Here is an 11,325-nt window from a genome sequence, read left to right on the forward strand (position 1 = left end):
CGAGGAGTGTGATGGCGGCGGCCGTGGCGGCGGCCCCCCCCCGCACCAGCCGGGGCGGGTCGGGCGGCGGGGGCCGGGGGGGGGGGGGGCGCCGCCGCCCCCCCCCCCGTCTATGCGGGGGCGGCCCCCCGCTCCCCCCGCGGGGGGGGGGCTGGCCCCCGGGCGGGGGCGGCGCGCGGGGCCCCGGCCCCCCCGCGACGGGCGGGCGTCAGCCCACCAGGACGGAGTCGTCCTCCGCGTCGGGGACGGCGCGCAGGTGGCGGCCGTCGTCGGGCGTCGCGGCGGGCCGCCGCGGGATGAACAGCACGATCACCGCGCCGACGGCGGCCGCGACCGCGCCGATGACGAAGCAGAGCTGGAACGCGCCGCCGGTCGGGATGGCGGGCGTGCCCGGGGCCAGCACCGTGGTCTGGCTGGTCAGCACGATGGCCATGACCGCGCCCGCCACGGTGGTGCCGATGGAGCGCATGAGGCTGTTGAGCCCGACGCTCGCGGCGGACTCCGCGGCCGGCACGTTCGTGAGGATGAGCGTGGGCATCGCGGCGTACCCGATGCCGACGCCGGCCGAGGCCACGCACGACGCGAGCATGAGCTGCCACGGCGCGTCCATGAGGAACACGGCCACCACGTAGCCCAGGGCGAGGACGGCTGCGCCGATCGCCATCGTGCTGCGACCGCCGAGCCGGGTCAGGAGGCTGGAGGAGACCGGTGTGAACGCCATCATCATGAGGCCGGCGGGCGCCATCCACAGGCCGGCCTCGAGGATCGTCTGGCCGAGGCCGTAGCCCGTGGCCTCCGGCATCTGCAGCAGCTGCGGCACCACGATGGACTGCGCCATCATGCCGAAGCCGATGAGCACGGCGGCGAGGTTGGTGAGCAGCACGGGGCGGCGGGCGGTGGTGCGCAGGTCGACGAGCGGGTCGCGGTGGCGCAGCTCGTACCAGCCCCACAGCAGCAGCACGACGACGCCGCCCGCGATCATGCCGAGGGTGCTGGCCTGGTCCCAGCCCCAGTCGTTGCCCTTGGAGACGCCGACCAGCACGCCGACGAGGCCGACGGCCAGGCCGACGGCGCCGACGACGTCGAGCCGGCCGGGGTGCGCGTCGCGCACGTGCGGCACGACGACCAGGGTGGCGAGCGTCATGATGGCGGCGAGGGCGGCGGAGACCCAGAACAGGACGTGCCAGTCGAAGTCCTGCGCGATCCAGGCGGCCAGGGGGAGGCCGAGGGCGCCGCCGACGCCGAGGGTGGCGCTGATGCCGGCGACGGCGGTGTTGCGCAGGTGCTCGGGCGCGGTCTCGCGCACCATGCTGATCGCGACGGGGATATACCCCATGGCGACGCCCTGCAGCACGCGGCCCACGATCATCGGGCCCACGGAGTCGGACAGGGCGCAGACGACGGAGCCGACCACGAGGATCGCGGCCGAGACGACGAGGACGGGCTTCTTGCCGTACAGGTCGGCGAGACGGCCGGTGACCGGCATGGCGACGCCGCCGCCGAGGAGCGTGGCGGTGACGACCCACGACGTGTTGCTGGCGGTGGTGCCGAGCAGGTCGGGCAGCTCGCTCTGGATGGGGATGACCAGCGACTGCATGAGGGCCGCGCACAGGCTGCTGAACGCGAGGACGACGATGACGGCCAGCGCGCGGGCGGACGACCGTGACGCCGGCGGGGCGTCGGGGGAGGGGGACGAGCTCACGGCACACCTCGGGATGTGTAAGTTACATTAGACGTTGTGTATGCTACCTACATATCTCCCCGCGTCAACCCTGGAGGGATCCCGATGCCGTCCGAGACACCGTCGTCCGGGTCGTCGACAGCCACCCGAGGCCGCGCCGCAGGCCACCCCGCGACCGCGTCCGCGCCGTTCGGCGCGGGCCCCGACCTGCCCACCGACCGCCGCGTCGCGTCGCTGCTCGTGCGCCTCGACGTCAACCGCCGCACGGCGGAGCACCGCAGCGAGCTCGGGACCGCCGACGGGCGCCTGCTGTGGCTGCTCTCCGACGGCCGCCCCCGCACGCTGCGGGAGATCGCCGACGCCCTGCGGCTCGAGCAGTCGACCGTGAACCGGCAGGTCAACGCGGCGCTCGCGGCCGGCTACCTGCGCCGCTTCACCGAGGCCGGCCGCCCCGCGCGGCTGATCGAGCCCACGGCCGAGGGGCTCGACGCGTTCGAGCGGGCCACGAGCCGCGCGCTCGGCGCGTACGCCGACGGGCTGGCCGTGCTGGGCGACGAGGCAGGGACGTTCCTCGACCTCCTGGAGCGGTTCACGGCGGCGTACGGCGAGGCGGTCCTGGAGGCGTAGCCTCCGCGCACCCGGTGTGACCTCTGTCACCGCGAGCGCGGGGGGTCGGCCGTACGTTGGTTCCATCGACCGATCAACCGCGGGGCCGCCGAGGGCCCTGCGCCGACGCCCGTCGACCCTCCTCGACCGGCGCCCCGCAGGGTGCGCCCGGGCCCGCCGGGGAAGGAGAGCGCGATGAACTGTTACAAGTGCGCCACGGGGTTCGACCGGGTGACGCCGGCGGTGGCGGCCTGTTCCACGTGCGGCGCCGGGGCCTGCCTGGAGCACGTGCGCGTCGGGGCGGCCGTCGTGCACGAGCACACGCCGGGCAACCCCACCCTGTACCGGCTGCCGGGGCGGCGCATGTACGACCCGGTGTGCGCCCCGCCGGGGTCCGTGACCTGGCAGGAGGCCGCGGCGGGCGAGGAGCCGACCGTCTGACGCCCGTGCCGCCGTTGTCCGATCCAGATCCTGCCCGATTTCGGGCAGGATCTGGCATGTCGAGGGCGAGGCGCGCATGATGTCGGGGTGACCGACGCCGATCTCGTCGCCCGCATCGCGACCTCCACGGGGCTCTCCCCGTCCGAGGCGGCACGGGTCGTCGAGGACGTCCTCGCCTGGTACCACGAGCCGGTCGAGGACTACGTGCGCCGGCGGCACGCGACGTTGCGCACCTACGGGCGCCGCAACGAGGAGATCTACGCGCAGATCGCCGCCGAGCTCCGCGACCGCCTCGTGGCGGCGCCGGAGCTCAGCGAGCGCCAGGTCCGGCGCACCATCTACGGCTAAGGAGCAACCGTCCCATGTGCGGAATCGTCGGCTACGTCGGCCCCCAGCAGGCAGCACCGGTCCTCGTCGAGGGCCTCACCCGCCTGGAGTACCGCGGCTACGACTCGGCGGGCATCGCCGTGCTCAACCCGCGCTCGAGCGCGCACCCGTCGCGCGTCGTGCGGGCCAAGGGCCGCGTGCGCGACCTCGAGGCGGCGCTGCCGGCGCGCCTCGCCGGCACGATCGGCATCGGGCACACGCGCTGGGCCACCCACGGCGAGCCGAGCGAGCGCAACGCGCACCCGCACACCTCCTACGACGGCCGCGTGCACGTGGTGCACAACGGCATCATCGACAACTTCCACGCGCTGCGCTCGCGCCTCACGGCCGAGGGCATCGAGCTCACCTCCGACACCGACACCGAGGTCGTCGCGCACCTGGTCGCGCGCGAGCTCGCGGCGGGCCTCGAGTTCGAGGACGCGGTGCGCGCCGCCGTCGCGCAGATCGACGGCACCTACGCGCTCGCGGTGCTCGACGTGCAGACGCCGGACCGGATCGTCGTGGCGCGCAACGGCTCGCCGCTGCTGCTCGGCGTCGGCGACGGCGAGATGTTCGTGGCCTCCGACGCCGCGGCGATCGTGCGCCACACCAGCCAGGTGGTGCTGCTCGACGACGGCGACTTCGCCTCCGTCACCGCGGACGGGTTCCGCACCTTCACGAACGACGAGGAGCACACGGCGCGCGACGCCGTGACGATCGACCTCACCGTCGAGGAGCTGGAGCTGGGCGGCCACGCCCACTTCATGCACAAGGAGATCCACGAGCAGCCGGAGACGGTGGAGCGGATGCTGTCCGGCCGCCTCGACGACCGGTTCGGCACCGCCAAGCTCGACGGCCTCAACCTGGATCCGCGCCAGCTGCGCCGGTTCGCGCGCGTGAAGATCCTGGGCTGCGGCTCCGCGTACTACGTGGGCCAGCTCGGGGCGTCGATGATCGAGGACCTGGCGCGCATCCCCGCGGACGCCGAGCCCGCGAGCGAGTTCCGCTACCGCAACCCGATCATCGAGCCGTCCACCCTGTACGTGGTGGTCAGCCAGTCGGGCGAGACGGCGGACACTCTCTTCGCCGTCCGCGAGGTGCAGCGCAAGGGCGGCACCGTCGTCGGGCTGGTCAACGCCGTCGGGTCGTCCATCGCCCGCGAGGTGGACGGCGGCATCTACCTGCACGCCGGGCCCGAGGTCGCCGTCGCGTCGACCAAGGCGCTCACGCACATGGGCGTCGGGTTCGCGCTGCTCGCGCTGGCCCTGGGCCGCGTGCGCGACCTGTCCTTCGCGGACGGCAAGCGGATCATCGCGGGCCTGCGCGCGATCCCCGGCCAGATCGCGCAGATCCTGGGCGACGAGGAGGACCTCGCGAGCGCCGCCAAGGAGCTGTCCGAGGCGCCGAGCCTGTTCTTCATCGGCCGCGTGCGGGGCTACCCGGTGGCGCGCGAGGGCGCGCAGAAGTTCAAGGAGATCACCTACCGCCACGCCGAGGCGTACCCCACCAGCGAGCTCAAGCACGGCCCGCTCGCCCTCATCAGCCCGGAGCTGCCGACGGTCGCGATCATGCCGGCCGACGACCTGCTGGAGCGCAACATCACCGCCGCGCAGGAGATCCGCGCCCGCGGGGGCGCCGTCGTCGCGATCACGCACCCGGGCGTCGAGCTCGGGGACGCGGCCACCGCGCGCATCGAGGTGCCGCGCAACGAGGTGGAGCTCGACCCGATCCTGCTGACGATCCCCACCCAGCTGCTCGGCTACCACGCGGCCGTCGCCCTCGGGGAGGACGTGGACCGGCCGCGCAACCTGGCCAAGTCCGTCACCGTCGAGTGACGACGACGGCGGGGGCGGTGCGGCGGTCCGCGGTGGGGGTCAGCCGCCGATCTCGTCGAGGAGCTGCCGCACCCCCTCGCCGTCCATCAGGCCGATGACGTTGCCCGCCGGGTCGGTGAACCAGGCGCCGTCGCCGCCCTCCATGAAGCCGCGCGCGACCCCCTTCTCGTCCTGGTCGAAGCCGTCGTAGCGCTCCAGGCTCACGCCCTTCGCGACGAGGTCGTCCACCACCGGGTCGACGTCGTCGACCGCCAGGTGGAAGACGGTGAACGCCGCGGGCGTGTGGTCCTCCTTCGGGTACACGAACACCGGGGCGCCGTCGCCGAGGTGGACCACCAGGCCCATGCCCTCGTCGAGGGTCGTGACGCGGAGCCCGAGGGTGTCCGCGTAGAAGCTGCGTGCCGCGTCGAGGTCGTCCACCGAGAAGCTGGAGAACCCGCGCCGAGTCGTGACCATCGCCGTTCCACTCCTTCGTGCCGCCGGTCCCCGCGCGTGGGGAGCCGCCACGAGGGTGCCGGACCCCTCCAGGATCCGTCCGGGAGCTCGCCCCCGTCGGGGGAGCGCCGGGTGAAAACTCGCCCGGCGGTGAGGGTGCGTCAGGCCGGGGCGTCCGACGGGTCGGGCTGCTCCTCGACCTTCACGGCCTTGAGCTCGGGCGTGAACGCGTACAGCGCGCCGTCCTGGGCACCCACCCACCAGCCGCCGCAGACGCGCGTGGAGTCCAGCTCCTGGCCGTACGGCCACCACGCCGCCTTGAGCGTGGCGTCCACGCGGTAGTCCTCGACCGTGAGGCCGTCGCGGGCCGGCTTCGCGACGAGCGGGTGGTCGGCGTCGACGGCTGCGCACTCGGCGGGCAGGTCCGCCAGGTCGGCGTCCATCGTGAGGATGACCTCGTCGCCCGTGGTGCGGAAGACGCCGCGGACGTCGGCCGCGTCGTCGGGCACCCACGACGGCAGGACGTCGGCGGCCTTGCCGCTCGCGCCGCTGTCGTACGAGAACGCGCGGGTGTGGCCGGAGCTCCGGTCCTGCAACGCCTCGGTGAGGGCGCCGCACGCGGTGGTCGTGACGGCGACGACCGAGGCGAGGGCCAGCACGCCGACCCCGCGGTAGCGGCGGACGGGCGAGGTGGTGACGGTCGAGAGGTCGGTCGGGGCGCTGTGGCGGGGGTCGTGGTGCGTCATGCCCACGACGCTACGAACGGGCGGGCGGCGCCCGCGTCGGCCCCGGAGCGGAACCTGCGCGGCCCCGCGTACGACCGGGGGAGGACGCCGGGCTCAGGGGCTGCTCAGGGGTCACCCCCGACGGTCACCTCGCGGCGGAGGTCAGGAACTCCCGCACCAGCGGCGTCGCCACCGCCTCGCCCTCGTGGAAGTAGGCGTGCCGCAGCCCCGGCAGCACCTCCACCCGGGCACCGGGGACCCGGTCGCCGAGCAGCGTCGCGTTGACCGCGGGGGCGAGCACGTCGTCCGCGCCGTGCAGCACCAGCGTGGGCGCCAGCACCCGTGGCAGGTGCTCCCAGGCGTCGTGCCCGTCGCTGGCGCGCAGGTGGTCGCGCCGGGCCTGCGGCGTCATCGACGGGTCGCCCTCCACCGTCGTCGGGCCGGGGTGGGCGTCGAGCCAGCTGGGCGTGTACATGAGGTCGAGCAGCGCACGCCGCGCCGCGCGCCGGTCGGGCTGCACCATCGCGCGCCGCACCTCCAGGGTGCGCTCGACGGCGTGCTCTCCGCCCGGCGTCGTGCAGCCCAGCACCAGGCGGTCGAGCCGGTGCGGGTGGTCGACGGCGAACCACTGCGCCACCCGGCCGCCCATCGAGGTGCCGTAGACGTCCGCGCGCTCGAGCCGCAGGTCGTCGAGGATCGCGGCCACGTCGCCCGCGAGCCGGCGGGTGGTGAGCTCCCGGTCCGTGGGGCCGGAGGCGCCGGTGCCGCGCCAGTCGAGCGTGATCGTGCGGCGCCCGGCGCCGAGGCCGTCGCGGACCGGGTCCCACCAGCGGTGCGAGTTCGCCTGTCCGGCGAGCAGCACGAGCGCAGGGCCCTCGCCGCGCACCTGGTAGGCGATCGTGGCGGAGTCCTCGGCGATCGCGAACGGCATGGGACCACCCTAGATAGCCGCAATGTCCGTTCACCCCGGGCGGCCCGCGCGATTCCTTCGTACCGTCACGGCAGCGATGTCGACCCGACACGCTGCTCGTGATCGGATCGGTGCCACAGGGGGCGTGCGTGACGACATCGGTGACCGGGCGCCTGCGCGCCCTCCTCGTGGCCGGCACGGTCGCGCTCGGCACGGCCGCGGCAGGGGTGCTCGTCGCCCCGCCGGCCGTCGCGTCCTCCGGGGTCGTGGCGCCGCTGCCTGCGAAGACGTACTCGCTCTCGTCGTACTACGGGCCGCGCTGCATGCCCGTCGCGGGGGCGTCGACGTGGCACCTCGGGCAGGACATGGGCGCCGCGCGCGGCGTGCGCGTGGGAGCCATCGCCGACGGCGTCGTGCTGAAGGCGGGCGCGGCCCCCGGCTTCGGGCAGGTCGTGGTGGTGCGGCACACCCTCGGCGGCCGCACCGTCTCGTCCGTGTACGGGCACGTGGTCGACGGCGACCGGTACGTGCGCGCGGGCCAGAAGGTCACCGCGGGGCAGCGCATCGCCGACGTCGGCTCCAGCGGCAACTCGACCGGTCCGCACCTCCACCTGGAGCTGTGGAACGGCGTCTACGGTTCGGGCGCGACCCACACCGACCCGCTCAGCTACCTCCGCGGCCGCGGCGTCGACCTGCGCGCCACCGCGACGCGGGTCGCCGTGCGCAGCACGCCCACGTCGTGCACCTACTACGCGAGCAGCCAGGTCAACCTGCGCTCCGGGCCGTCGACGGCGTCGCCGGTGCTCGCCGTCGTGCCCCGAGCCGCGACCCTCACCGCGAAGCCGGGCGCCGCCTCCGGCACCTGGCGGCAGGTGACGTACGGGTCGCGCACCGGGTGGGTCTCCGCGTCGTACGTGACCCCGCGCCGGCCCGCGACCGTCCCGCCCGCGACGCCGGCCGCGCCGACGGCGAAGACGGCGTACGTGAACGTGTCGTCGCTCAACCTGCGTTCGGGTGCCTCGACGTCCTCCGGCGTGGTGGCGCGCCTGGCGAGGGGCACGAAGGTGACGCAGGTGGCCGCGCCGTCGAAGGGCTGGGTGAGGGTGAAGGCGGGGACGCGCACCGGCTACGTGTGGGCCGCGTACCTCACCGCCACGGCCCCGACAAAGCCCACCGCCCCGACGAAGCCCACCGCGCCGACGGCGACCGTGGCGTACGTGAACGCGACGTCGCTGAACCTGCGCGCGAAGCCGTCGACGTCCTCCGCCGTCCTGGCCCGGCTGGCGAGGGGCACCAAGGTGACGCAGACGGCCGCGCCGTCCAAGGGCTGGGTGAAGGTCAAGGCGGGCACCCGCACCGGCTACGTCGCGACGTCGTACCTGACCACCAAGGCGCCGGTGGCCAAGCCGGGCACGACGACGCCCGCCGCCAAGGTCTCGTACGTGACCGTCGCGTCGCTCAACCTGCGCGCGAAGCCGACGACGTCGTCGGCCGTGCTCACCCGGCTGGCGAAGGGCACCAGGGTGACGCACGTCGGCGCGGCGTCGAAGGGGTGGCAGAAGGTCACCGTCGGCAAGCGCACCGGCTTCGTCTCGACCGCCTACCTGTCGGCCACCAGGCCGCGCTGACGCCGCACCGCTACGCTCACGGTCGACCGATCGTGAGGAGGCGAGGCGGGATGAGCGGACCCGACCTGGGCGCGGCGCTGATGATCGCGCTCCTGGCTCTCGCCGTGGCGGTGATCGCCGTGACGGGGGTCGCCGTCGGGCTCCGCGTGCGGCCCCACTGGTCCACGTGGGTGCTCAGCGTCATGGTGCTCGTGCTGGTCGTCGTCGCCCTGTGTGCGGCGGTGGCGCCGGCCTCCACGGTGGACGGACTCACGTGCACGGGATCCGCCGCCGACCGGCTGGTCGGGGCGTCGACGCCGGACGATCCCTTCCCGCAGGAGTGCCTCGAGGAGGCGCGCGTCCAGGTGCTCGGGTGGCTGGGCCTCGTCGTCGTGATCGCGCCGATCTGGGGTGTGGTCATGGCACGCGCGTTCCGCGGCGCCGGGAAGCGTGCCGGACAGCGGGTGCCGGTGGAGTCCTAGGCGACGGCCTCTGGTGGTCGCCGGTCGAGGCGGGCCGCGACGGCCGCCGCGGCGACGGCGACGGCGGTGGTGCCCGTCGACACGGCGACGACGCCGCCCCACCCGGCGCCCTCCCAGACGTGCGTCGTGACGGCACCCATGACCGCGCTGCCGACGTAGTAGGCGAACAGGTAGGCGCTGGACGCCTGCGCGGTGCCGCGGCCCTGCCGGTGCGCGCGGTCCACCGCCCAGCCGCTGACGAGCGAGTGGGCGCAGAAGAACCCGACGGTGAGGACGCCGAGGCCCAGGACGACGGTCGCCACGTGCGCGGGCGCCGTGAGGGCCACGCCCGCGGCGAGCAGCAGCAGCCCGGCGACCACGGCCGTGCCGCGCCCGCGCCGCCGGGCCAGCAGCTGCGCGACGGACGGCGTGACGATGCCCACCGGGTACGCCAGGTACACGAGCGTGATGGCGCTCCCCAGGGAGAACGGCGGGGCCTCGAGCCGGAACGCGACGGCGTTGTACACCCCGACGAACGTGCCCATGCTGGCGAAGCCGACGGCGCACAGCAGCGCGACGACGGGGTCGCGGTAGGCGGACGCGGTGGCGGTCAGGACGGTCCCCAGCCGCAGCGGGCGCGGCGTGAACCGGGCGGAGCGCGGCAGCAGCACCCACAGGGCGGCGGCGGCCAGGAGCGTCGTGCCGGCGAGCACCTCGGTGGCCAGCGGCCAGCCGCCGAGGGCGGCGAGCGGTCCCGGCACGAGCCGTGCGACGGCGCCGCCCACCGCCGTCCCCGCGATGTACGCGGCGTTGGCGCGCGCGTGGGCGCCGGGGTGCATCTCCTCGCGCAGGTAGGCGAGCGCGACGGCGGGCAGTCCCGCCAGCGCGACGCCGGCCAGCGCACGGAGCACCAGCAGGCTGCCCCACGTCGGGGCGAAGGCGCTCGCGAGCCCCAGCACGCCCGACGCCAGCAGCGACCAGCGCATCACCTCGACCCGCCCGAACCGGTCCGCGACCGGGCCGACGGCGAGCAGCGCGACCGCCATCGCCGCCGTCGTCACGGACAGGACCTGCGCGGAGGCGCCCGCGGAGACGTCGTAGTGTGCGGCGACCTGGGGCAGCAGCGGCTGCACGTAGTACAGCAGGGAGAAGTTCGCGAGCCCGCCGGCCATCAGGCCCAGCAGGGTGCGACGGTAGGCCCGGGAGCCGGGGCGGTGGCCCTCCAGGGGCGCGACGGCGGTGCGCGGGGCGGCGGCGAGCTCGGCGGTCACCGGTCCACGGTGCCCCCGGGGTGTCGATGCGCAAAATGATCCCGACGGGTCATCTGATGCCAGAATCGCATCTGAGCCGAGGAGGCCGGATGGACGAGCAGACGCTGCGGGTGTTCCTGTCGCTGTGTGAGACGGAGAGCACCCGCGACACCGCGGCGCTGCTGCGGGTGGACCAGTCGACCGTGTCGCGCACGCTGTCGCGGCTGGAGGCGGGCCTCGGCGTCGAGCTGTTCCGCCGCCACGGCCGCCGCATCGCGCTCAACCGCGCGGGCCTCGGGTTCCGGACGGACGCCGCGCGGGTGCTCGACGAGATCGAGGTGGCCCGCCGGCACGTGCGGCAGGAGGCGCTCGGCGCGCGGACGGTGCGGCTCGGCTTCCTGCAGTCCGTGGCGCGCTGGCTGGTGCCGCGCGTGGTCGCCGACCTGCGCCGCGACGACCCGGAGCGGCGCTTCGAGCTGCGCCAGGGCTTCGCGCAGGACCTCTTCGGCTGGCTCGACGACGACGTCCTCGACCTCGCGCTCGTCACCCCGCCGCCGTCCACCCGGCCCACGGGCTGGCGCCTGCTGCACGAGCAGGTGCTGTGCGTCGCCGTCCCGCCCGGGCACCGCCTCGCGGGCCGCGCCGGGGTGGGCGTGGGCGACCTGCAGGGCGAGCGGTTCGTCGCGTTCTCCCGCACCACCGAGCTGCGGGGCGTCGTCGAGGGGATGCTCGGCGCGCACGACGTCGAGGTGGAGATCGCCTTCGAGTCCAGCGAGGTCGACACGATCCGCGGGCTGGTGGCGGCCGGGCTGGGCGTCGCCGTCCTGCCCCGCCCCGAGCGGCCCGACGCCGCCGACCCCGTCTACGTGCCCCTGCGCCCGCGCGCCACGCGCCGCCTCGGCGTGGCCTGGCCCGACCGGGCGCGCCCGCCCGCGGCGGCCGGGCTGATCTCCTGACCCCTCGCAGCACGACGCCGGGGTGGGACCGCCCCCCGGACGGTCCCACCCC

General features: G+C 75.1%; 12 protein-coding genes. 7 read left to right on the forward strand and 5 right to left on the reverse strand.

Annotation, left to right across the window (positions count from 1 at the left end; genetic code table 11):
* Positions 1-208: 208 nt before the first annotated feature.
* Complete coding sequence (locus ACFWDO_RS17000) at positions 209-1,702, reverse strand: MFS transporter (RefSeq protein WP_380324592.1); 1,494 nt, start codon at positions 1,700-1,702, stop codon at positions 209-211.
* 84 nt (positions 1,703-1,786) lie between these two features.
* Here ACFWDO_RS17000 and ACFWDO_RS17005 point away from each other — a divergent pair, with 84 nt between their 5' ends.
* The 4 genes from ACFWDO_RS17005 to glmS all read left to right on the forward strand — a co-directional run bounded on the left by ACFWDO_RS17005 (position 1,787) and on the right by glmS (position 4,929).
* Positions 1,787-2,308, forward strand: a complete 522-nt coding sequence (locus tag ACFWDO_RS17005) for a MarR family winged helix-turn-helix transcriptional regulator (protein WP_380324595.1) — start codon at positions 1,787-1,789, stop codon at positions 2,306-2,308.
* Positions 2,309-2,482: 174 nt separating this feature from the next.
* Positions 2,483-2,728, forward strand: a complete 246-nt coding sequence (locus ACFWDO_RS17010) for a DUF2180 family protein (RefSeq protein WP_380324598.1) — start codon at positions 2,483-2,485, stop codon at positions 2,726-2,728.
* 87 nt (positions 2,729-2,815) lie between these two features.
* Positions 2,816-3,076 carry a hypothetical protein gene (locus tag ACFWDO_RS17015; protein WP_380324601.1) on the forward strand — a complete coding sequence of 87 codons (261 nt, stop codon included), beginning with the start codon at positions 2,816-2,818 and terminating at the stop codon, positions 3,074-3,076.
* A 14-nt stretch (positions 3,077-3,090) separates the two neighbouring features.
* A complete protein-coding gene (glmS, locus tag ACFWDO_RS17020) occupies positions 3,091-4,929 on the forward strand; it encodes a glutamine--fructose-6-phosphate transaminase (isomerizing) (RefSeq protein ID WP_380324604.1) in 1,839 nt (612 codons plus the stop codon).
* Between the two features lie 39 nt (positions 4,930-4,968).
* Here glmS and ACFWDO_RS17025 read toward each other — a convergent pair whose 3' ends face one another.
* From ACFWDO_RS17025 to ACFWDO_RS17035, 3 genes are all read right to left on the reverse strand, one after another.
* A complete protein-coding gene (locus ACFWDO_RS17025; protein WP_380324607.1) occupies positions 4,969-5,385 on the reverse strand; it encodes a VOC family protein in 417 nt (138 codons plus the stop codon).
* A 140-nt stretch (positions 5,386-5,525) separates the two neighbouring features.
* On the reverse strand, positions 5,526-6,110 hold the full coding sequence (locus ACFWDO_RS17030; RefSeq protein ID WP_380324610.1) for a hypothetical protein: 585 nt from the start codon (positions 6,108-6,110) through the stop codon (positions 5,526-5,528).
* A gap of 124 nt (positions 6,111-6,234) precedes the next feature.
* Positions 6,235-7,020, reverse strand: coding sequence for an alpha/beta fold hydrolase (locus ACFWDO_RS17035; protein ID WP_380324613.1), 786 nt, complete (start codon positions 7,018-7,020; stop codon positions 6,235-6,237).
* Positions 7,021-7,148: 128 nt separating this feature from the next.
* On the opposite strand from ACFWDO_RS17035, the gene ACFWDO_RS17040 reads away from it, so the two are divergent.
* Entirely contained in the window at positions 7,149-8,627 is a 1,479-nt protein-coding gene (locus ACFWDO_RS17040; protein ID WP_380324616.1) for an SH3 domain-containing protein, read from the forward strand.
* 50 nt (positions 8,628-8,677) lie between these two features.
* Positions 8,678-9,088, forward strand: a complete 411-nt coding sequence (locus ACFWDO_RS17045; RefSeq protein ID WP_380324619.1) for a hypothetical protein — start codon at positions 8,678-8,680, stop codon at positions 9,086-9,088.
* Here the strand turns inward: ACFWDO_RS17045 and ACFWDO_RS17050 are convergent.
* A complete protein-coding gene (locus tag ACFWDO_RS17050; protein ID WP_380324622.1) occupies positions 9,085-10,338 on the reverse strand; it encodes an MFS transporter in 1,254 nt (417 codons plus the stop codon). The two genes, ACFWDO_RS17045 and ACFWDO_RS17050, sit on opposite strands and share 4 nt — an antisense overlap.
* 89 nt (positions 10,339-10,427) lie before the next feature.
* On the opposite strand from ACFWDO_RS17050, the gene ACFWDO_RS17055 reads away from it, so the two are divergent.
* A complete protein-coding gene (locus tag ACFWDO_RS17055) occupies positions 10,428-11,273 on the forward strand; it encodes a LysR substrate-binding domain-containing protein (protein WP_380324625.1) in 846 nt (281 codons plus the stop codon).
* Positions 11,274-11,325: the final 52 nt, after the last annotated feature.

The sequence above is a fragment of the Isoptericola sp. NPDC060185 genome, from assembly GCF_042728595.1.
Classification (GTDB): domain Bacteria; phylum Actinomycetota; class Actinomycetes; order Actinomycetales; family Cellulomonadaceae; genus Isoptericola.

Excerpts from the sequence above, each read along its gene's own strand:
- ACFWDO_RS17005 (WP_380324595.1), top strand. The coding sequence starts at position 1,787 with ATGCCGTCCGAGACACCGTCGTCCGGGTCGTCGACAGCCACCCGAGGC.
- ACFWDO_RS17010 (WP_380324598.1), top strand. The coding sequence starts at position 2,483 with ATGAACTGTTACAAGTGCGCCACGGGGTTCGACCGGGTGACGCCGGCG.
- glmS (WP_380324604.1), top strand. The coding sequence starts at position 3,091 with ATGTGCGGAATCGTCGGCTACGTCGGCCCCCAGCAGGCAGCACCGGTC.
- ACFWDO_RS17025 (WP_380324607.1), bottom strand. The coding sequence starts at position 5,385 with ATGGTCACGACTCGGCGCGGGTTCTCCAGCTTCTCGGTGGACGACCTC.
- ACFWDO_RS17030 (WP_380324610.1), bottom strand. The coding sequence starts at position 6,110 with ATGACGCACCACGACCCCCGCCACAGCGCCCCGACCGACCTCTCGACC.
- ACFWDO_RS17035 (WP_380324613.1), bottom strand. The coding sequence starts at position 7,020 with ATGCCGTTCGCGATCGCCGAGGACTCCGCCACGATCGCCTACCAGGTG.
- ACFWDO_RS17045 (WP_380324619.1), top strand. The coding sequence starts at position 8,678 with ATGAGCGGACCCGACCTGGGCGCGGCGCTGATGATCGCGCTCCTGGCT.
- ACFWDO_RS17055 (WP_380324625.1), top strand. The coding sequence starts at position 10,428 with ATGGACGAGCAGACGCTGCGGGTGTTCCTGTCGCTGTGTGAGACGGAG.